Source organism: Pedobacter sp. D749, from assembly GCF_019317285.1.
Classification (GTDB): Bacteria; Bacteroidota; Bacteroidia; order Sphingobacteriales; family Sphingobacteriaceae; genus Pedobacter.
Genome location: NZ_CP079218.1, coordinates 213,361 through 236,617 on the forward strand (window position 1 = coordinate 213,361; position 23,257 = coordinate 236,617).

9 protein-coding genes are annotated in these 23,257 nt (G+C 40.7%); 1 reads left to right on the top strand and 8 read right to left on the bottom strand.

The features are described from left to right. Positions 1-7: 7 nt before the first annotated feature. The 6 genes from KYH19_RS00950 to KYH19_RS00975 form a co-directional block, all read right to left on the bottom strand. Positions 8-2,338 (bottom strand): TIM-barrel domain-containing protein, encoded by a 2,331-nt coding sequence (locus KYH19_RS00950; RefSeq protein WP_219077222.1) that lies wholly within the window; start codon positions 2,336-2,338, stop codon positions 8-10. A 301-nt stretch (positions 2,339-2,639) separates the two neighbouring features. Beyond that, positions 2,640-4,277: a RagB/SusD family nutrient uptake outer membrane protein gene (locus KYH19_RS00955; RefSeq protein ID WP_219077223.1), complete on the bottom strand. Its 1,638-nt coding sequence runs from the start codon at positions 4,275-4,277 to the stop codon at positions 2,640-2,642. Between the two features lie 11 nt (positions 4,278-4,288). Beyond that, positions 4,289-7,522 (bottom strand): SusC/RagA family TonB-linked outer membrane protein, encoded by a 3,234-nt coding sequence (locus KYH19_RS00960; protein ID WP_219077224.1) that lies wholly within the window; start codon positions 7,520-7,522, stop codon positions 4,289-4,291. 196 nt (positions 7,523-7,718) lie between these two features. Next, on the bottom strand, positions 7,719-8,909 hold the full coding sequence (locus tag KYH19_RS00965) for a FecR family protein (RefSeq protein ID WP_219077225.1): 1,191 nt from the start codon (positions 8,907-8,909) through the stop codon (positions 7,719-7,721). A 40-nt stretch (positions 8,910-8,949) separates the two neighbouring features. Further along, on the bottom strand, positions 8,950-9,537 hold the full coding sequence (locus KYH19_RS00970; protein ID WP_219077226.1) for an RNA polymerase sigma factor: 588 nt from the start codon (positions 9,535-9,537) through the stop codon (positions 8,950-8,952). A gap of 1,673 nt (positions 9,538-11,210) precedes the next feature. Further along, positions 11,211-14,273 carry a beta-L-arabinofuranosidase domain-containing protein gene (locus KYH19_RS00975; protein WP_219077227.1) on the bottom strand — a complete coding sequence of 1,021 codons (3,063 nt, stop codon included), beginning with the start codon at positions 14,271-14,273 and terminating at the stop codon, positions 11,211-11,213. Between the two features lie 538 nt (positions 14,274-14,811). On the opposite strand from KYH19_RS00975, the gene KYH19_RS00980 reads away from it, so the two are divergent. Beyond that, complete coding sequence (locus KYH19_RS00980; protein ID WP_219077228.1) at positions 14,812-18,345, top strand: family 43 glycosylhydrolase; 3,534 nt, start codon at positions 14,812-14,814, stop codon at positions 18,343-18,345. 496 nt (positions 18,346-18,841) lie between these two features. Here the strand turns inward: KYH19_RS00980 and KYH19_RS00985 are convergent, their stop codons facing one another. Both KYH19_RS00985 and KYH19_RS00990 read right to left on the bottom strand, forming a co-directional pair. Further along, positions 18,842-20,794: a glycoside hydrolase family 97 protein gene (locus KYH19_RS00985; RefSeq protein WP_219077229.1), complete on the bottom strand. Its 1,953-nt coding sequence runs from the start codon at positions 20,792-20,794 to the stop codon at positions 18,842-18,844. A gap of 1,063 nt (positions 20,795-21,857) precedes the next feature. After that, entirely contained in the window at positions 21,858-23,237 is a 1,380-nt protein-coding gene (locus tag KYH19_RS00990) for a glycoside hydrolase family 43 protein (protein ID WP_255562521.1), read from the bottom strand. Between the last annotated feature and the right edge of the window lie 20 nt (positions 23,238-23,257).

Consider the following 23,257-nt stretch of genomic DNA (forward strand, 5'->3'; position numbering starts at 1 on the left):
TTTTTGCTTAGAGTTTAACTGAAAGTTTACGGCCATTATAATTAACTGATTTGTTAATGGTTTGATTGTCAATGCTTATTCCATTCTGTTTGCTTACCATCACAATATTAAATTTGCGTTTGCCTAACATGCCTTTAAACTGTCCTTTTCTATCTTCAACGGTAAGTGTTTTTGAGGCATCGTTCCATTTGAAGTGGATTTCTGAAAATGCTCCCTTCTCGTAGTTATAACTGTCATTTTCATCCTCATACAAAACGAAATCACCGTTGTCGCCAGGATATATGCGGATATCCAGGTCATTCCATCTCTTTTCTGTTGCATATTGCACTTTTGGTCCCCAAGGTACAATTGAGCCTGCTTTTACGTAAAGTGGTATAATCTCCATCGGCGTTTCACGTTTAACCGTTTGGCCGCCTTTAAATACTTCACCTGTCCAGAAATCGAACCATTTGCTGGCTGCCGGGAGGTATATTTCCTGATTGGTAACACCTTTATCGGTAACTGGTGATACGAGAAACGAGCTTCCGAACATATATTCCGAGTTGTTTTCGAAACCTGCTGGATCGTTAGGAAATTGTGAGTATAATGGCCGCATAATGGATCCTGCATGATGCGTTACCGACCAGGCAGTTGCATAAGTGTATGGCAGTAAGCGGTAGCGCAGGTTGATAAACTTTTCCTGGATATCAAATGCCTGATCTCCTTTTTTGCCAAACTGGTATATTTCTCTTGGTATGTCGGTACCGTGCGAGCGCATCATTGGTGTAAAGGTTGCAAACTGCATCCATCGGTTATATAATTCCTGAAAATCGGGATTTTTTGCGCCACCACCTTTCACAAAGTCACCTGCGAAAAAACCACCAATATCTCCATTCCAGTAAGGTAAACCGGTTAATGAGAAATTTAGTGCTGCCGGGATCTGTTTTTTTAGCGTAGGCCAGTTAGAACCAACATCTCCGCTCCAGGTGTTTGTTCCGTATCGTTGCTGACCTGCAAATGCTGAACGGGTTAACAGGAGTACGCGTTTAGTATTACTTACTGCTCTCTGGTGATCATAAACACCGCCGGTGTGTTGAAGCGGAAAAGCGTTCTCTACGCTTCGGTAACTCCCCAAAAAAGTGGGCTGATCGAAATCTTTTTCTTTAATGTTAATGTGGTCTGGTTCGGTCGAATCGAGCCACCAGGCATCTATACCCAATGAGAATATGCCTTTATTTAGGTAATCCCAGTAAATGTTACGGGCAGTAGGGTTATAAACATCATAAGGTTTGGTGTTTGCACCCGGCGGCCAGGTATCAAAGTTAATGAGCATATTCTTTGATTTAAACTCCTGGTATTGTGGTGTTTTTGGTGCGAAACCTGGCCATGAAACAATAAAGAGGTGGGCGTTAAGCTGGTGCACACTATCTACCATGGCTTGTGGTTTTGGGAAAGTGCTAGGCTCAAAACTCATGGCATTCCAGTTATCGTCTTTTCCCCAATATTGCCAGTCTTGTACAATACCATCAAGTGGTATTTTTAATGCTCTGTATTTTTTTACCACATCAACAAGCTCAAACTGGGTTTTGTAGCGCTCGCGCGATTGACTGAAGCCAAATGACCATAAGGGCATCATAGGAGATTGCCCGGTAAGCTCACGCATTTGTGCAACCACCCCGTCGCCACCTCCGCCAAACATAAAATAATAATCAGCGCAGTTTCCAACTTCTGAATCAAATGAAGTTTCCTGAACATTATCTGTAAAAGTTGTTGGTGAATAGTTGTCCCAGAAAATTCCATAACCTTTTACCGATTGGAAGAAAGGAATACACACCCTCGTGTTCTCTTGTTTAAGGAGTAATTTTTGACCCCTTTGGTTCAGTTTTCCATTCTGCTGCTGGCCAAGTCCATAAATAATTTCGTCCTTGTCTAATAAATAGGCCTGTCTAACCACATACGTTGGATTTCCGGCATCTTTTATCGCGGTAAACTGGGTGCCATAATCTTTTTCTGTAAATAACTGACTGCCATTCGGATCTTCAAATGAAATTTTTCCGGTTTGCAGGTTAACTGTTGCAGATATTAGTTTACTGCTGATGGTTACACTTTGCCCGTTGGTTTTAATATCAGGTGTTAACTGTTCAGGAAGTTTTACAACAGAGAGGCTTTCTTTTTTTTGCTGGCTCCCTTCTGGCTTTTTAAAAACCCGAACAATAGATGGTGAATAAAAACTGACCTCTACATCCATTGATTGAATAACGACATGGATACCCTGCGGTGTTTTTTGAAAAGACTGGGCATGTACGGAAATGTGGTAGCTTAAAAATAATGTAATTACGGCAATAAATTTTCTTTTCATAGTTTATATAATTTGAGGCTGTATCATAAGATATTTTTTCTAGATGTTGTCACGTTGAGCCATCAATGATAGATACCTAAGAAATGTCGTCATTGCGAGGAGGTACGACGAAGCAATCTTTCATGCTAACGATCCTTGCTATAAAGATTGCTTCGTCGGCTGAAAAGCCTTCTCGCAATGACGATTTCCAGAGGAGATCCATAATGTTAAATTCTCCTGTAATTTATATTTATTGTTATGTGATAAATTAATGCTCAGGATGACAATTTTATATCTTATGATACAACCTCTGTAATCAGGGTTAATATCCTGGGTTTTGTTTTATGTTCGGGTTTTTAGCAAGTTCGGCACGTGGAATGGGTAGCAATGTACGGTAATCTCCATTTGGCGAATGTGATAACCACGATTTTTTAGTGAAAACACCAAATCTGATCATATCCTGCCTACGTCGTCCTTCGGTATTAAATTCCCAGCCCAGTTCATCAAGAAACCTTCCGTATTGAATGTCACTTCCACCTTCTACAGTAGAAGTTAAGTGATTGCGGAGGCCATAGTTATACACGCTGCCTGACAGAAGCTGGCTACCTGTTACAGTTGCTTTTGAAGGATTGCTTAAGAAAGACCGCTGACGAACCTGTGTTACCAATGCAGCGGCACCGGCAGCATCTCCTGTTCTTAACAGGCACTCGGCCTTCATCATTAAAACATCGGCATACCTAAGCAAAGGGAAATCGTTGTTCATCCCTACCAGTGCACCTGGCTTGAATTCAAATTTTCCTAACCTGAAACCATGTACTTCATCTGATTGATCAACACCAGGAAGCTCATTGATATAAATCAGCGGTTTCCCATTACTTGCGCCAATTGTGCCTAATAAAACAGCACCTGCAGCGGTATATTGCTGCCCCTGCACATAATTGTCTTTTAACCGGTTATCTTCAGGATCGAATGTGCTTACAAACTGTGGTGTGGCACAGATTCCGCCCCATGGCGAGTTCTTGAAGTTATAAGTAGACTGGTTTTCTGGCTGAAGTGTTTCCATGTGAAGCGTAAAGGCATCAGCGTCATTGGCTGTGAATTTCTCGTCAAAAGGAATGGCAAAAATAGTTTCTCTGCTGCCTTCATTTGCGTCAAGAAAAATAGTTTTCTGATTGGCTTCAAGCGTATATACGTTCGATGCTATGATCTCATTACAGGCTGCAATGCATTGAGCATAAGCTGGAGTACCGATATATACATTAGCATTCAGGTAAACTTTAGCAAGCAGGGCAGTGGCAGCCCAGTAATTAAACTTACCATAAGTAGCCTGGGTATTGGCCTTGCTTAGGTTTGGAAGGCTTTCAGTAAGTTCTTTAACAATAAAAGCATAAACCTGGGCGCGTGTGCTCTGCTGTGGAAGAAATCCGGATGGCACATCAAATTTATCTACTATAGGTACCCCGCCAAAGAAATCGCAGAGTGCATAATAGTAAGATGCCCTTAAGGCACGTAACTCGGCTATGGTAGCATCTTTACCCGTAGTAATTGGAATCAGGTTTGATTGAATTTGATAAAGTACACGGTTGCATGATGTAATGCCTCCATAGGCATTGTTCCAGATCTGGTAGCTATTGTCCTCATCAGATGTCCATCTATGTTCATGCATGCGGCGATAGATCCCATTGTCAACCCAGCCGTTCGGGCGGGCGGGTATTACGGCTTCATCACTTGAAATCTCGTTGGTACGAAAGATAGAGTTATTGCTTCGCCCGAGCATTAAGGGCCTCCAATAGGTGTAACCTGCGCCAACCAGCGCCGCAACATCAGAGGTATTAGGGGTAAAATTATTTTGAATGAATGCAGCGTAGTTTTCGTCCTTTAACTTCGTGCAGGATGCTAAACTAATAACCAGGACCACAAGTGCCATGATGCCGGTGCTCAATATAAATCTTGTTTTCATGATGTAAAGGATTAAAGATTAAGAGAAAAACCTAGTGTAAAAGTACGGGCGGTAGGATACTTATCCCTATTATCATTACCAGGTGCCAAACCGCTCCAGTCTACTTCTGGATCTAATCCCTTATAGCCAGTAATGGTAAAAGTGTTTAATGAAGAAACATAAACCCTTGCGCCTTTAAGGTATTTGGTTTTTAGCTTGTTAAAGGTATAACCCAATACAATGTTGTCAATTTTCCAGAAATCGCCGTTTTCTACGTAGTAGCTGTTAAATTCTACAGGCATGTTTTTATTGAGAACAGCTGTACCAAAAACAGGATCGTAAGCTGATGTTAGCCGGTTATAGTTCTGAATACCCGTGTTTTCATAATACATTCTTTGGAAATTGAGAATCTGGAAACCAAATGCGCCCCGCATAGTGATGCTTAAGTCGAGGTCTTTATACCTGAAGTTATTGTTCCATCCGCCGGTAAATTTAGGAATACCGTTTCCAAGTACTTTTTTATCTTCAAAAGCATGATTAAACTGGTTGTAGGAAACATCTTCACCGTTTTTACCTTCATAAATCCACTGACCATCAGCGGTTACGCCTTTAACTTTAAAGCCATAAAAATCTCCAATGTTATCGCCAACACGAACAATATTGGTAAAAGTGGTTGCTGGCGGACCTGTTGCCCCCGTAGTGAAATAGTCGTTTGTGGCCTGGTATAAATCATTAGATAAACTAACCAGTTTATTTCTGTTGGTTGAAAAGTTGAAACTTGTTGTCCATTCAAAATCCTTGCTCTGAATCGGTACAATATTTAGTAAAACCTCAATACCTTTATTTTGCATGGTACCAACATTTGCCCTTGTACTAGGGAAAAGGTTTGGTGGACTAGGTACCTGATAATCAAATAATAAGCCATTGTAGTTTCTGTTGTAAACATCAACGGTACCCGTAACTCTTCCTTTATACATGCTGAAATCAAGACCAATATTAGTCTCTCTTTTTTCTTCCCAGCGTAAAGCCGGATTAGGGTTCTGAGTAGGAACAAGTGTCTGGATCCAGTTGCCGTTAGATAGCACATTAGCACCATAACCCAATAATGCAACAGCGCGGAAACCATCGTTTGGCTGGTTACCCGTTACGCCATATCCTGCACGAAGCTTTAAGTCGTCAAAAATCGTTTGATCTTTCATAAATGCTTCGTTGGTGATTTTCCATCCAACAGATACGGATGGAAAATTACCATACGGTTTTTCAGCACCATAAAGCTGGCTGGCACCTTCTCTTCTTAAAGAGGCCATTAACAGGTATCTGTCTTTGTAGCTATAGGTTAACCTGCTAAAAAAACCAATCAGGTTGGTTTCTGAATATTTACTTCCCAATAGTGCATCTAAAGCGCGGTTTGCACCACGCCCTTGCTGAATATTATAATAGCCAAAAGCATCTGTAGGGAAATCATAATTCCGCTCATAGAAATTGAGGTACGAATTATCCTGATAACTGTACCCGCCCAGTAGCGTGAAACTATGGTCGCCCAGTTTTTTCGAGTATTGAGCTGTAAGTTCAAGCAATCTGTCTATACTTTGGGTAGAACCCAGGGCGGCATAGCCATTAAGTTTGTCTCTGATGTTGGAAATGTGGAACTTCGATTCTGAATAACCACCATTCGAAACATATTTGGTATATGAACCTAAGGCACTTAATTTAAGATCCGCAATCGGGTTATACGTAATCTGCGAATTTAAACGCTGTGTGGTATTTTGGTTTAGCCCCGTGCTTTCGAAAAGGCGCGCAACAGGGTTGTCATATTCAAAATTGTTCGGTTCTTCAAAGTAATGTCCGTCACTACCGAAAAGGGGAGAGGTTGGGTTACGGATCAGGGCCTGACGGTAAACAACGCCATTGAAACTTTCACCATCCTGGGTTTGGGTATATTTATTGTTCTGTACCAAAACGCCCATGTTAATTTTTACTTTATTATCAAACATGGAGTGATTAATATCTGCCCTTGCAGTAAGCGTAGAGTTGTCAGATTTTTTAAATATCCCGTTAAAATAACGGTAGTTTACAGTAGCCAGGTAATTGGTTTGTCCGTTACCTCCACGGAAAGTAATATTGTGTATATTGGTAATAGGTGTCTTATTAGAAATCTCTTTTAGCCAATCCGTGCTCGTGCCGAGATCGTATGATGCAAGACGCGTTCCTTCGGCAATCTGCCTACGGTAATCATCTGCAGTAAGCATGTTGAGTTTTCGGGCAATAGTTTGTGTACTTACAGAGCCACTATATTCCACCACGTTGCTATTCTTTCCTGAAGATCTTTTAGTGGTAACGATAATTACACCATTGGTACCGCGTACACCGTAAATGGCAGCTGCTGAACCATCTTTTAATACATCTATTGATTCAATATCTTCTGGTGCAACCAGCTTAAGGCTACTTGGCACACCATCTACAATAACAAGCGGATCGGCATTGGCGCCAAAGAGCGTATTGTTTCCGCGAAGCCTGATTTTGCTACCTGAGGTAGGATCGCCACTTGGCGTATTAACGGTTAGTCCGGCTACTTTACCCTGGATTAACTGGCCAGCATCTAATACCGGCGATTTTACAAAATTCTCGGCTTTAACACTCGCTACAGAACTTGTTACATCACCTTTACGTTGCAATCCATACCCGATTACAACTACATCGGTTAAATTATTAAGTTCGGCCTTTAGCTGAACATTGATTTCGGTTCTGTTGTTGACCGCGATTTCCTGGGAAGCGAAGCCTACCGAGCTAAAAACCAATGTTTCGCTACCAGTAGGAACCTTGAGGCTATAGGTTCCGTTCGGTGCGGTTTGAACACCGGTATTGGTACCTTTAATTTTAATGCTAACAGAAGGGATTGGAAGACCAGCCTCATCAGTAACTTTACCTGTTACGGAGATTTCAGTTATTTTATTTGTTGTGAGTTCAGTTATTGCTCTTCGCTGGATGATGATAATATTATCTTCGAGCTTGTAGCTGATGGGTTGTGACCTCAGCGAGAGATCCAATGCCTCTGCCAAACTCATTTTGTTAATTTCGATACTCACCGGGTGAGTTCCGCTAAGCATTTGCCTGGTGTACAAAAACTGATAACCGGTTTGGCGCTCAATTTCCTTGAAAATTTTTTCGACAGCCGCATTCTTTTTTGAAAGCGTAACCGTTTGTCCGCTGCTGGCTAATGAGAGCTGTAACATTAAGGAAACTAAAAGTAAGCATGTTAATTTCATAACCAGTAGCGGTTTACGCAGATAGGCCAAAAGCCTATTTACGCGTGGTACATAATAATTCATATATTTGAATGTTTGGGTTTATACTTGGTTGTACTATTTGTCTGGGATACTTGGTGGCGATCCAAACGTTAGGTCAGAGTGTTACAGCACTCTGGCTTTTGTTTCATGGATGGGCCAACCTATTTTTGTAAGGTTATGGCATAATGGTCACGCTCCTTCCTCTGATTTTAAAATGTAACAATCCGGTCAACTCCAGCCTGTGGAGCACTTCTTCCAAATTTTTGGATTTTGGAATCGAACCAACAAATTCTTCCTGCGTTATTTCACCCTGATATTTGACATCAACATCATACCATCTCGATATTTTTCCCATCACAGTGCCGATTCGTTCATGTTCAAATGAAAAATTTCCGTTTTTCCATCCCATCACGTGGTTCGTATCAACATTAACAATACCGATGTTATGACTTAAAATGGCCTGCTGGCCAGGTAAAATTATCTTTTTTCTATCACCTTTACTTATCTCTACTGAACCCTGAAGCAAGGTTGTTTTAGGAATTTCGCCATCCCCGTATGCGCAGATATTAAAATGGGTACCGAGCACTTTTACATTTGAGCCCTCAAAATCGACTATAAAAGGTTTTTTAGGATTATGGGCAACCTCAAAATAAGCTTCGCCTTGAAGGGCAATTTTCCTGGTATTGCCCGAAAAAACTACCGGATAAGTTATTTTACTCTCTGCATTCAGCCAAACTTTACTCCCATCAGGAAGATTAACGCAATATTGTCCACCGCGTGGCGTTTCGATGGTGTTTGAATTACCTGCTGCTAAAGCGGCAGCTGTATTGATTTTTGTGTATTTTAAAAGACCATTACTTTGTTTTTCGATAGAATAGCCATTTTCTACGGCGAGTTGTCCATTTGTGAAATTATTTACTTCAATACGCTTACCATTTGAGAGAATAAGCAATACTTTGTCACTTCCTCCATAGATAGCTTTTGCATGTGGGATGGTTGTGTTTTTGGACAATGTGGTGCGTTTGTTCCCATCTGCATTAGCATAGTACAAAAATATAGATGAGCAGGCCAGCACCAATACTGCAGCGGCAGCCATGAGTTTAAAAGCTGAGCGTTTCCAGAATGGTGTGCCGGTAGCCTCTAAAGCATCTAAGCGCATTTCGATCTTTTTCGCTAAATCTCCGTTCTGTTCTACCGCTACGCTGTCTGTTTGTTGTTCGAATGATGCGCTGTATTCTTGCATGAATGCGTTTAGCTCTGGCTGATCTAATTGCTTTAACCAATTAAAAAAGTCCTGCTGTTCAGGCGCAGTCAATTCACCCTGAATCAATTTTTGCCTGAGTTGCTCAACATCCTTTTGTTCCATATCTGCTTAAGACGGATGTGGAACAAAAAAGGCCCCCTCGTTAAAGAAAAAAATATAGAAAAGAAATAAAAGGTGCAATCCTGTATAAATGTTTCAGGTGATTTCTCAGAAAAGCTATTCCGGTATATAGCTGTTTTTTGACCACCGATTTGGATATTTTTAACTGTAGTGCAATTTCATCAAGAGAAAGGTCATCATTTATTTTGAGCTCAACAATTTTTTTTCTTTTTTCAGGAAGCAGGTTAATGCCGTTGTATAGCTGGCTTAAGGTTTGTGAATAAATTAAATTATCGTCTGTGCTGACAGAACTGTTCTCTTCAAGGGTTTTTGAAACCTCTTTTATCCTGATCTGTGTCTTTGATTTTCGGATATGATCGATTAAAAGGTTCCGCGCACAACGGTAAAGGTAAGGTTTGAAAGATCCGATAAGGGACAGGTTTTTTCTGTTAAGCCATATTTTAACAAAGATGTCCTGCACAAGCTCATCTGCCAGATCGGTATTGCCAGAAATCGAAGCGACAAATTTTCTTAAATTTTGGAGATATTTCTTATACAACAAATTAAACGCCAGACGATCACCATCAGCTACACGCAACAAAAGTTCTAGTTCCTCTGAAACATCTTTCATCTGTTTGATAAATTTGGTTAGTATAAAAACCCCTTAATTACTAAATTGAGGCCGTTAGCGCTCAAAGAAGTTACGCTATAAAGTTATGTTGATTAACTTGCCAGCGTCTGATTTCATAAGACGTCCGCACGAATGTAGTAACACTTATTAAATAAAAAAATAAAGAAGCAGTATTTTTAGCGTATTTATAACGTTTATTTTTTTCTAGTCCTTTCAGGTGCCTGTAAAATTGGTTCTAAATGAGTTAATGGGGCTTTTTTTATTAGAAGGAATATTTTAAATATACTGGTGTAAATGGTTGTTAATAAGTTTTTCGATACACTAGGATAAGGTATTATAAATCTGGTCGGGCTGCATGCAAAGATTGGACTCTTGTCTCCAATAGACTATTACAATTCCAGGCGAATGGTCTCAAAGTATCGTCATTTCGCGTTGCTGCGGTCGAGATGACGACCGTTTTATTGGAATCTGTCAATGGTAGTTGAGTTTACAAACTCAATTAAAACGAGTCACAGACTCTTTCTATTATTATCCGTAGAACCCTTCGGAACGCCACGGACAGACACGAATAAATTGTATTTCTGCTGCCCGCGCCAAAAATTAAGAAGCTCTTTTTTTGCCCGCTTCACCATAATTTTTTATATTAGGTTAATCAAAAGCGATGATAACCCAAATCAATTCGTCTGATTAAAGATCCTCCCAAAAAAAACATTTCAAGTCCACCTTTACGCCACATTTACCCCACGTTTATGCCACCTTCCGGCCAGGCTTGCTTTACACCTGCTTGCACACTGCTTAACCCTTGCTTTAGTTGAGCGATGCCCCTGTTGGAGATCAGGTAGACCAAAGATTTGACTCGCTTTAGATCGGCAGGCTAACAATAGCTAAATAAAAGATAAAGGGAAAGTTATCTTAAGGTATTGTTGGTGTATTACTGTGTCGGAGCAGCCTGGTTAAAGAAACAATAAACGGCTGTCCGGATTTTTTTATCCCGCGCTGTCCGTAGCGTTAAGCATAGCGTACAAGAATAAAATTGAGTTTATAAACTCAATTAAAACGAGTCACAGAATCTTTTCTACTATTAATCCGTAGAACCCTTCGGAACGCTACGGACAGACGCGGATCCGTCATTGCGAGAAGGCTTTTTTAGCCGACGAAGCAATCTTTAGCGAGGATTACTAGCATGATAGATTGCTTCTTCGTTCCTCCTTATAATGACGTTTATATAAATAACTGATATTTAGTGTTATTTTTTTGACCATATAAGACATTTAAGGACCATATAAGCTTACATGTTCTTATATGGTGTGAAAGCCTAAAGGATTATTTAATGAAATTAGATGTTCTTAGGTGTCTAAGGTGGTTAATTAAACTGCGTAGTCTTTAATTTTTACGACCACCTTAGACATCTTAGCTCAATGAGTTTTGCAGGATGCAAAATCTTAAACCTAATACGTTAGAAAGCGTATATAGGACGTCATTCCTGTTTTTTTCAGGCCACAGACCTGATGGTTACTCGCAATGACGACCATTCTATTGTAGTCTGTCTATGGTAGCGTAGCGGATTGCTTTTATTATCGCGTTGAAATGGTCTTCGACTACGCTCAGACTGACATACCAATTAATTTTTAAACAAGATTTTATTATTTCGATTTAAGCATTTCCCCAATTGCTTATTTTAAGGTTACATCCAGGTAAACGGAATGACGGCCGTATGTTTCATAAAATGGTTTAAAAACAAGATTGTCAATCGTGAATCTTAACTGTTGTGGATCGCCTTTAATGGTTTTGCTAATGTCCTGTGAATTTAAAGTAATTTTACGCCATTCTTTTCTTGCTTCCGGCTCCTGGGCGGCAAGCAGTACAGGGCCATAAAATAAGCTGGCTATGTTCTGCTGGTCCATAACCGGATCAAGGTGGAATTGGAATGGCATTTTTAATTCTATCATATCGCCATCCTTCCAATTACGGTTAATTTTCAGGTAACTGCCTGGGCTTGCCGCAAGCTTTTGTTCTTTACCATTAATTTTTACAAAAAAACCTTTGGTTGCCCATCCCGGTACACGCACATGGAGGTCAAATTTTCCACTCCCTTTAATCGTCAGTTTGGTGTGGTCTTCTTTTGGGAAATCTGTTGTTTGTTCTATTCTTATATTGCGCGCTTTCCATTCTAGCGTAGAAGGGATATACAGATTCACGTAAAGCGCCTGGTTATCCTTGCTTTTAAAATAAATCGAATTTTGTAGCTTTGTACTGCTCTCTAATGCTGTACCGTTACAGCAGGTAAAGCCTTTCATATCCGGATTGCCAAATTGTTTAACAGAACCTGGTCTGAGCGGAACATGATAGGTATTTGCCGGACTTTTTTCGGCAACTGATGCCAGGATATGATTGTAAAGGCCACGTTCATAATAATCCATCAACTCTGCCTTTTGATCGAAGAGGAACAGATCGCCTGTTAACTTAAGCATATTGTAGGTCGCACAGGTTTCATTCTGGCCCCCTTCAGAGAAACCATTTTCATACAGTGTTGATGGCTGGGCAGTAAAACATTCTGCATTAGCCGGATTACGTGCACCTGCAACGCCTCCGATACTATACATGTATTCATTTACCATTTTGTGCCAAAAATTATCTGCTACTTTGTAATACTCAGGATTGTTGGCAACACGGTACATTTCTATACTTCCCACCACCTGTGGGATATGTTGATTGGCATGCAACCCACGGAAATTGTCGACATTTTTCGCCAGGCCATTCGAATGTGCGGTATCGCCAAAGAATACTTTTATATTATCAAATAATTGTGCTGTTTTAAGGTAGCGTTGTTCGCCAGTGATGCTGTACATGCGGGCCATCGACTCGTTCATTCCGCCATACTCACCGGCAATGTAGGTGTTCCACATCTTGATGAGCGTTTCTTGTGGCAACTGGCTTAAACGTGCATATACCCAGTCACTCATGTTTGATGCTATTTCGAGGGCTTTTTTATTGCCACTTACTTCGTAAACATCGATTAAGCCTGCCAGGATTTTATGCAAAGTATAATAAGGTGCCCAGATCTGGTTGTTCTGTCCGCCGTATTTAGCTCCTTTTTCCAGCATGATAAATTGATCGGGAGGGTAAGCGCTGATAAATCCTTTTCCCCAGTTCCAGTAATCGGTGCGGATGCCCTTATCGCTAAGGTCTGAATCAAAATCCGATTTGCCGGGCCCATGCGGAACAGCTGCAGGATCTGATACATACGGGCCGCCAGGGTTTTGTGGCTTTCCCGATAACATGGATAATTCGTAAAGCGTATTGACCATATCATCAATCTTTTTTGCGAAATTAGCATGGAGTGCCTTATCATAACCTGTGCCGGCATAAGCCTGTGCAATGGCAGAAAGGTAATGGCCTGTAGCATGCCCCCTTAATTTAGTATCCTGACTATCCCATACACCTAAGGGTTCTGCACCTTGAGGTTGTTTTTGACCAAAAGCATGGCGAAACATATACAAAAAGGAATTTGGATCGGTTTGGGCTAATGTTCTGATAAATTTATCGCGGTTTTCGATAAATTTAGTTTCGTGTCCATGCGCATCGGTTTTAAGTGAAACCTGGTCCAGGTGAAAAGCCTCCAGATTTGAAACCGGAGTACTCTGCTCTTTTGACGCATTTATGGTAACAAATGCCTTTGGTTTAAAATCTGTTCCGGAAACCCGGCCGGTTACGGTATATTTTCCCGGTTTAAGAACCGCCGTATTATCTATGTCAGAAGGCCACAACACCCGTACTTTTGGGCCTTTTAGTCCATTCTTGTAAGTGCCCTTAAGGTAAGCTGGTAATCGCGGTAAATTCCCAACTGCTGTTTCTATTTCAATATCCGCAACATGTGTGAGGTAAGTATTGTAAAGCTGTGCCTTGTCTTTGTTAAAGCGTGGAAGATCGTCCTCGCTTTTACCAACGTTCACCGCAGTCTGCTGTGCGCCTTTCTGCGAATTGTTGTAAATCCCGGCAATCTGTCTGGCGGTTAGGGGAATACGATAAATGCGGAAATCGTGCAACAAGGCATTAAGATATGGTGCGCCTGGCGACATCGATTTTCCAATATAGAGTAATTTTTTTTCTTTTAATTGCTGATCAAATACGGCCGTTAGTTCCTGTGTAATATCTTTTGCTTCGGCTACAAGCTTGCCATTTACATAAGTACTCATAGATTTTGAAGGCGCATCAATGACTACCGTAAGATAGACCCACTTGTTCATTTCGATGGCTGCAGAAACCGCTTCCTTGCTGTTGCGCTCATTCGCTTTTAGCTGCGCCAGGAAACCTTTCTGGATTTTTGTGCCTAGTGGTGCTGCAAAAAAATGTTTGCTGGCATCCTTTCCGAAATCAAAAAACGATTGCCCAGCTTCGCCCGACCGTAGGTAGATCCATCCGGATATGCTGAGCGATTCAACATCAGCCAGTGCCTCTGATGGGATTGTAACAAAGGAATTGTCGTTCCCGGAAAGCGATAAAACCTTTCCAAAACGATTATCATTAACAAACCCGGGGTTGGAGCCGTGAAATTTTGCATGCAGATTATTTCTTGACCAGTCTTTTAAATCTCCATTAAAGATATACCGTGCGCTCATTCCTGTTTCACCGATGCCATCAAGGATCTGATCACCATTTTGTGCCAGAACCGTGTTACTTGCCGCTATAAAAACAGCAAGATATAGAATGGAGCGGAGCACTTTGTAAATTTTCATATTTAATCTATTGTCAATAATGAGGTCGTATCATAAAATTAGTTTCCATGGGCGTTGTTATCCTGCGCTAAGCCTTTACTGAGTTTGACGATGAATCGAAATACCTCAGGTGGTGTTATGGCAGTCTATAAACTCGCGATGACAATTCTATATATGATGCTCCCCGTAAATGTATCTGTCTATGCTATTTTAGTTCATAAGGTTTTTTGCCCATCACCTTAATGAAGTTTAAAAAGACCTTTTCCTAAAGATAAAATTAAGCAAAAGGAGTAAGGAATAAATCGCTATAAATTGCAGGTATTGTGCATATTTTAACCTTATTTTATGCTACGGATCCAAAATTATTACTGATGGAGGTATGAATTGGTTCACTCTGATCTTTTTTGTATCATATTATTCAGACTGCTATTTCCAGATACAAAAGGTTAAAATATTGATACTATGCATTAATATACAACGGTAATCTGGGGTTTACTTCGTCTATATTTACATGCAGACCTATAAAGCCGTTTCCTAAAATTTGAGGTAACACTTAACCATGAAGAAAAAATATCTAAAGCCATTCATTTTATTCCTGTTGTGTTCTACTTTTCAAATCCTAATGGCGCAATCTGCAAAGGAGGCTGTGCTACATGGAAATCCAATTATACCGGGTTATTTTGCAGATCCAACGGTAAAGAAGTTCGGAGATACCTATTACATATATGCTACAACAGATGGTAACGGTGGTGGTTTCGGTCCTTCTCAGGTATGGACATCTAAAGATTTTGTGAATTGGACCATGCAGGATATGAACTGGCCAACCACGCACTACTACTGGGCGCCGGATGTAACCCAGGGTGCGGATAGTAAGTACTATTTATATTACTGCCAGCCTGTTGAGATTTTTGGTGCTTCAGCTGATACCCCTGTTGGTCCCTGGACATCGCTATTGCCTAAGGGTAAACCGATTGTATCTAATTTTATGGTGCCAAATGTGATTACGCTTGATGGACAGACTTTTAAAGATGATGATGGCCAGTATTATATGTATTGGGGCACCTGGGGCATCTATCCAAACCATGGTTGTGGAGTTGGTCTTTTAAATAAAGATATGAAATCCTTTTCCAGGCTGGCGCAGATTCCCAATACTGATGCAAAAGAGTTTTTCGAAGCACCCTTTGTGTTTAAAAGAAAAGGAATTTATTATTTGACTTATTCCTCAGGTTATTGTGAGGATGGCACTTACAGGGTTCAATATGCAACTGCAACCAACCCGATGGGACCTTTTAAATATGCCGCTAATAACCCGATTTTATCTACAAATAAAGACGGAACGGTGCACGGACCGGGGCACCAATCTGTATTGCAGCAAGGTGATGATTTTTACCTGGTTTATCACCGGCATAATAATCCGCATAACGACGGCGGTTACCACAGGCAGGTTGCTGTAGATAAAATGCAGTTTGATGATGAAGGGAATATATTGAAGATTTTACCTACCCATACCGGAATCGGTTATCTGGCAAAAAATGCCAACCCACATCCAAATTTAGCGTATGGTAAAAAAGTGTCCGCATCCTCCAGCTATGATGAAAATTTTAAAGCGGAATTTGCTTTTGATGATGACAATGGAACATTATGGAAAGGCAAAAGTAATGTAGGGCCTGCCTGGGTGCAGGTAGATTTGGGAAAAACAGCGCATGTTAGAAGTATCCACACGCAGTTTGAATATGCCACCTGGTACTATCAATATAAGATCATGTATTCGGTTGACGGGAAAACATGGAAAATATATGCCGATCGCAGCAGAAATACACAACATGGGAGCCCGATGATTGATTTCGGAAATATAAAGGCGAGATATCTTCGTACAATGGTTTTACAGACGGAATATCCGGGATTGAATAAAGCGATATGGAATATTAAGGTTTTCGATGATGCGGAATATCATCCGGTAATGAATACCAAGATTAAAAAATGGCAACCTTTAAAAGCTTTTGAACCAAAAGGTTTATTGGTAGACCTGGCATTAGATCATCTCCGGACAGGCACCGTTGTAGCAAACGTTCAAAATAAAGGGAAGTTGGGAGGGCATTTTGTGGCTGGTGGAATAACTAAACCCATTACCTCCATGATCGGAGGCAAAAAAGCATTAATTTTTACTGGTCAGGAGCGCTTATCTTCATCAGTTCCTGCACCACAGTCACTGCTAGGAAACAGCAGTTATAGTGTAAGTATGTGGGTTTTAAATCCGGAGATTGATAAGGAAGAAACTATTCTTTCGTGGACAGGGCGGGGAGGGGTTAATTTAAGTAATGCTGCCGTTGGTTATGGGAATAGTAAAACTGCCGGTGCAATAACCCACCTGGGATGGGCAGATTTAGGATACAAGCATTTGCCAAAAGCTAGTGAATGGCATCTGATCAGTATTGTTTTTGATGGTACAATGGAACAGATCTATGTTGACGGGGAATTGGATAGGAGCGAAAGAAGGATGCTTTTTATCAATAACCTCAAGCATTTTCTAATCGGCGGAAATGAAGATGGAAGTGCAGGATTTTCCGGTGCATTGGCTTCATTAAAAATTTATGATGTGCCGCTAAGCCATGAAGAAATTAAAGCGGCCTATCAAAAAGGGGTTCGCAATAATACCGTGCTGCAGGTAGAGGCGAAAAATCTGGACTATGGCAGTTTAGATAAATGGACCAACAACGGGGCTGCTTTGGGAGTACTTGTAATTAGGGGAAAGGCAGAAGTTGCTGATGTAAATGGGAAAATAGCAGTGGTGTTGCAAAGTAAGGGTAAATTGCTTCTTAGCAATGAAATGGCTGAAACACCAGACTTTTCAAAACCTTTTAGTGCCATTTTTTCATTGTATTCGCAAGCCGGATCAAAAACAGATTTATTTTTTTGCAAAGGAAATAAAACCGCCAGGATAGCGGGAACCGGAAAGTGGCAGCAGGTGATCTGTACGTATTATAAAGGGAAATTTAAGATTTTTGTAAATGGTAAATTAGCCGGAAATACCGATGCCTCTAAAAGGCAAAAAGATCAGCGTATGTTAATCGGATCTGCAACAGAAGGGACTTCAATAGCCATATCTTCAATTTCTGTATTTAATTATGGTCTTGATGATAACAGTTGTAAGCTGGAATTTAATTTTTGGAAACAGACACTAAATAATAACCTCACAAATGCATCATTCGCCTCTAAACCGTCAGCTGTTACGCCAAATATGGTTGATATGGCTGCGGATAAACCAGCATTGCCGGGTACCAATTTTGAATACCTTTTTAAACGTGATGGGGATGAAAATGCCCAAAAATGGTTAAGGTCTTCAGATTATACTGATTTTACTGTTGCGCCAGAAAAGCACTATACTTACACCGTAAAGGTTAGAGATAACTTTGGCAATGTTACCCAAACCTCTTTGCCTTCCGCTATTACAACAGATTCTGCACTTTTTGTAATCAGAAAGCAAAATGGAATGGCGTTGTCGGTTCCGGCAAGCGCAGATGGTTTGAAAGGAACTTCCTGGGACGGTTTGATCGGAAATGCAGATACCGTTACACAGCATTCCGGGGTATTGAAATTGGTCTCGCACAATACATTTTGGGATGGATCAATGGCAACAGGGCCATTTGCTTACAATAAAGTGGAAGGCGATTTTACTGCCGAGGTGGTGCTGTCGGATATGTTAGGGCTGAACCAAAAGAAAGCTTATGGTGCAAATGAGGCGGGTATAATGGTTAAAGAACCATCAAGTGGGGCAAAGCTTGTACAAAATGGCGTTATGCCAGGCTGGGGTGTGGGAAACATTGTTACTGATTTTAATTCGGGGGAACGCAAACAGTTGAATAACCTGGCGGGATGGGCTTTTTATCGTCATTTACAAATACAAAGGCAGGGAAATCTATTTTTTATGCGTGGCAGCCATGATGGAAAGGCCTGGGTAAATCTTCCCGGCAGTCCGATAAAAAGAGATGATATGGGTAGCAGAGTTTTAGAGGTGGGCGTTTATCATGCTACCTATGGTGATATTTCTGGTTATGCATCATTCAGTGATTTTAAAATCATTCAAAAGAAATAAAAGAGAAAAATAGATCATTGTTATTGAGAGTGGCTGACCAAATTTGTCGTTAAGTTAAGTGCCGGGTTTGGTCAGTATGAGCGTAGTCGAACACTCCGTGAGATTAATAAATTGCAAATAAATGCCCTTCGACTACGCTACCATAGACAGAATCTATCGGTACGGCCGTCATTCTCGCGCAGGCGGGAATCTTAAAACGCTTGCATAACGACTATTCTGATTTCAATAACTTACTTGGTCCAAAGATCTCTCCACTCTGTGTTGCTCCGGTCGAGATGACGCCCATTCTATTGGAGACTGACATACGAAATAAATTTTATCCAATTTTAAACAGGCTCTAAGATAAATCGTCCTTTCGATCCAAGTGGAGAACCCGAAAGCTCTGCGAAGCAAAATCTTTTAAATTTGATTCAACTTGCTCCAAAGATCTCTCCACTCCGCGTTGCTTCGGTCGAGATGACGACTATTCTATTTCATCCCCTTCTGTAGCGCTATTTTATTTCGCCACGATTACATTTGCTCCGCCTGGTAAAAGTTTTAGTTTTAATTGTTTTGCCTTATTTAATTTCAGCTGTTTTATTTGAGGTGAACGGTCATCGGCATCCGAGTATAAGGTAGTTTCAGCACCAGATAACATTGGCAGCGAAATGTCGATTGTTTTCTCTGTAGTTTCAGCATTTATAGCGGTAATATACCAGGTATCACCATGGCGACGTGCCAATACACAATATTTTCCGGGATATCCATCAATAAAAACAGTATTGTCCCAGGTTGTGGGCACATTTTTCATAAAATCGATCACATGAGGCGCAACATCGCTGAGGTTATTTGGGGTGATCCCAAAATTCTGCACTGGATTCTGGAAAAGAATAGCGGTTGCCAATTGGAAAGTTTCTGTTGTTTTTCTAATTGTTCCTCCGTCATTTTTCTTGTTATGGCGCTTATTTAAAAGAACTGGTCCGAAATCCATTGCGCCTATAGCATTTCGGATAAAGGGATGAAGGCTGGCATTGATGGCTTCGGTGTCATTTGCATGTTGGGTGAATATCAGGTTCTCTGATGCCAATACGGCCTCACTTCCAACATAATTTGGATACATTCTTTCCCAACCTCTAGGCACTGTGCAGCCATGAAAGATTACCGTTAAGCCAAAAGTGTTGGCGTCAGATAAAATATCTTCATAAAGTTTCATGGTTTCCTGTTTGTCGCCACCAAAGAAATCTACTTTAATTCCTTTCACACCAATTTGTTGCATCCAGGCCATTTCCTGTTTTCTTGCCGAGGCTGTATTCATTTTATATTTAGGTCCTTGTGGGGCATCGTTCCAAAAACCATTAGAGTTATACCATAAGGAAATACCAACTTTTTTCTCTTTTCCGTAGGCAACCAGTTCCTCGATTTTTTTCCGTCCGATCTTGGTATCCCACCAGTTATCAATCAACACAAACTCGTAGCCCATTGCCGCAGAAAGATCGATGAACTTTTTCTGATCCTCGAAATTAATACTTTCATCTTGCCATAACAGCCAGCTCCAGGTAGATCGTCCAAAGGTATAGTTCTTCGATGCGGCATATTGTGGCGTTACAACATCGAATGGAACAGTAGTTTCAACAATCGGTTTCAGCGTACGTCCGACAGTAATGGTACGCCAGGGCGTATTGCCGGGTAATGATATCGTTGGATTTGCACTCCCGATGCCATTATTTTCTCCCTTCTCCGGGAAAGCAATTTTGTAATTTCCATCTTTAGTGCCTTCGCTCAGCCTGGAACCACAGTATAGTGAATTTACGCCAGTTTCCGAGAGTAATACCCAGCCATCATTACCCAAATGGAAAAGGGCAGGAAAAGTATAGCCTAAACCATATTTTGAAGGGACGCCCATGGCCTGATCGCGGTTATATTCTTCTTCGTAGCTGGGTTTGGTTTTCATCCAGCCAATCATGGGGGTAGCCTGCGGGCTTAAAAATGTAGTGGTGTTTGCCGGAAATTTGTATCCGCTCAGTTCTTCTTCAATGACAAAGCTTGCGTTTTCACCGGTCTGCGGAACCTGATATCTAAAGGCAATGTCGTTATTGCTCACACGGAATACTACTTCAATCTGGTTCTTTTTGGTATTCTCAAATTTGCAGATGAGCTCATTTGCCTGGTAGTTTACACTACTGATCTTGATTTTTGGTTCATTGTAACGCTCATCGATTTTTCGTGATTGTTTACCGGTTAGCTTAAGACCAGACGATAAATCCATCTGGCTTCCGCGAAGCCCCAGAGGAGATCGCTCAATCATTTCTTTTCCCTGTAATACTACATTGTAATAAAGTTTACCCTCGTTTAAATATAGTTTAACCATCAATTTCTGATCTGGACTTGTGACGTTCAGGTCTTGGGCAAAAGATAACACGTGGCTGGCAACCAATGCCATTACCAGTAAAATACCTTTAAAATAATTCATAGCTAAAGATTTGTGGAGTAATTTTGGGATATTCATCACAACGGAATAAGCTTATTTGGTTTAGATTTATCTGATCAGTTTTCGAAAACGAAAATTAGGTAATATTTTTAAATGTTATGGTAACGTTTATAATTTTTTTTCTATAATCTATTAAAAACAGCGTTTAAGCAACGCAATTAAAATAACTAAGAGCCAGTTTAAATTTTTACAGCAAGTATTACATAACCTTTGGCTTCATCCTGAAGGATAATTTATGTATAAAAATCAATATGAATGTACAGATGGATAAAGAAGGTGAATGGTCTCGAAGTATCATTTCGACCGCAGTAGAGAACCCGAAGGCTCTGCGAAGCAAAATCTTTTAAATTTGATTTCAATAAATAGAACAAAGGTCTCTCCACTTCGCGTTGCTTCGGTCGAAAAATCAGTTTGATAAACCAAAGGAGATGACGACCTTTTTTGGAATGGTCTGTCAATGGTAGAGGTTAGAATTTTTCAAATACATCGGAGGGTTGATGACATATATACAAGGGGCGTCATTTCGACCGCAGTGGAGAAATCTTTGAACTATGTTAAAAGATTTCTCCATTTCGCTGCGCTTCAGTCGAAATGACGGCGATTTTTTAAATCTGTCATTGATAGCGTAATGGATTGCTTTCATTAATTTGTTAAAATGGTCTTCGACTACACTATTATTGACGTTATTTTTTAAGTCGTTATTAATCAGTAATTTAATTGCTTTAGTGTTTCCGCCCAGCTAGGCCATAGCACGATATCCCCGTTCTGCTTAAATCCGGCCTAACAAATTTTTCGGGTAGCATTGCTTAAGCCAAGCTACTAGCTTTGAAAGAAAAATTTTCAGCCGGTGTTTTTTGTTTCTTTTTGACACCAAAAAGAAAGAGCCCTTCGGCGGCGGCGAGCCGAGGCAGGATCTTGGCGTATGGCAAAAGATATCAATTGTAAGCCACTCATATTGATTTTAAATAATTAATTAACCCTCAGACTGACATGCGAATTAATTTAACTCAAAGGTCCCACAACCAACAGTTTTATCAATCCGGATTTACTTTTTTATCATCTTCCACCAGTCTAAACTGAATATCCCCTCTTTAAATACCAGGAATAGGTCGTGCTCGCCCTTTACCTGATTAAGCGTACAGGAGATTGTTTCCCATGTAATAGTTTTACTTTTTACGGGAAGCGTTCCGATTAACCTGCCATTTTGATCATCAATCCTGATTTCCAGCTTTCCTCCGCCCGTAAGGGAAGTTAAACTGGCTTCAAACTTTTTAGCGCCACTTTTAAAATCGACACCTTTAATTTTAATGAAGGCACCTGCCTGTTTATTGGTGGTGAAAATACGCCCGTTTACAGCGTCTTTTTCTGCTTTAATGCCTTCAGCCCAGTTTATTGTTTCAGCTTCGGTACGTTTAAAAGGGCTCAAATTACCGACTTGTTTCACTCCAGTTTCCGACCACCATGGCAACTCCTGGATGGTGCCATCCTGGTTGTAGCTGAGTTCTTCCACACAAACCGAGCGCCTTTCATGATGTTTATCTGTGATCATAAAATTTAACCGGAAATTAAAACCAAACAAATATGATTTACCCTTGTAATCAATAATTCCGGGGTGATTTCCTGAAGATTTTTCATTTGGTTTCATCAGGTAACCCTTATAGTCCCAGGGACCGGTTGCATTTTTGCTCATTGCGTAAGCAATCCCTTCCGGGCAACAAGTAGAGGCATAGGCAAGATAGTAATGATCATTGCGTTTATAAGTCCACGGACCTTCCTGATAATGGTAAATATCAGCCTTGGTCTGCCCTTTTTCTTTACCTACATCTTTTACTTTAACGATTTCCCCAGAATAGGAAATCATATCTTTGTTTAACTTTACATACCAGAGGTTTGGATTGCCCCAATACAGATAGGCTTGTCCGTCATCATCAATAAATACAGAGGGATCAATGTCATTCCATAGATGGTCATCATCAATAAGCCTTTTTCCTATAGGGTCTTTGAATGGTCCATAAGGACTGTCTGCTACCAGGACACCAATGCCACTTCCCTGTACCGGACAATACAGGTAGAATTTTCCATTACGCTCGATACATTGGGGTGCCCAGGCTCCGTTATCCTGCTTTCCCCAGCTGAAGTTTTTCAGAGATGCGACAGCGCCGTGGTCTGTCCAGTTTACCATGTCTGTTGAAGTATAAAGAAGCCAATCCTTCATCAGGAATTTGCCCATTCCAGGGCCCGCATTATCTTCATCATGGGAGGTGTACAGGTATACGGTATCTTTATATACCATTGGTGCCGGGTCGGCCGTAAATTTAGTCTGTATAATAGGATTTTGGGCTAAAGTGCCCAGCGTTATGAAACTTAAAAGTAAGCTTGCGCCTATTCTGAATTTCTTTACCATTTTTATAGGTGTTATTTCCATTTAGTTTTATTTTAAGGGCT

Excerpts from the sequence above, each read along its gene's own strand:
- KYH19_RS00985 (WP_219077229.1), bottom strand. The coding sequence starts at position 20,794 with ATGAATTATTTTAAAGGTATTTTACTGGTAATGGCATTGGTTGCCAGC.
- KYH19_RS00970 (WP_219077226.1), bottom strand. The coding sequence starts at position 9,537 with ATGAAAGATGTTTCAGAGGAACTAGAACTTTTGTTGCGTGTAGCTGAT.
- KYH19_RS00955 (WP_219077223.1), bottom strand. The coding sequence starts at position 4,277 with ATGAAAACAAGATTTATATTGAGCACCGGCATCATGGCACTTGTGGTC.
- KYH19_RS00980 (WP_219077228.1), top strand. The coding sequence starts at position 14,812 with ATGAAGAAAAAATATCTAAAGCCATTCATTTTATTCCTGTTGTGTTCT.
- KYH19_RS00960 (WP_219077224.1), bottom strand. The coding sequence starts at position 7,522 with ATGAAATTAACATGCTTACTTTTAGTTTCCTTAATGTTACAGCTCTCA.
- KYH19_RS00950 (WP_219077222.1), bottom strand. The coding sequence starts at position 2,338 with ATGAAAAGAAAATTTATTGCCGTAATTACATTATTTTTAAGCTACCAC.
- KYH19_RS00975 (WP_219077227.1), bottom strand. The coding sequence starts at position 14,273 with ATGAAAATTTACAAAGTGCTCCGCTCCATTCTATATCTTGCTGTTTTT.
- KYH19_RS00990 (WP_255562521.1), bottom strand. The coding sequence starts at position 23,237 with ATGGAAATAACACCTATAAAAATGGTAAAGAAATTCAGAATAGGCGCA.
- KYH19_RS00965 (WP_219077225.1), bottom strand. The coding sequence starts at position 8,909 with ATGGAACAAAAGGATGTTGAGCAACTCAGGCAAAAATTGATTCAGGGT.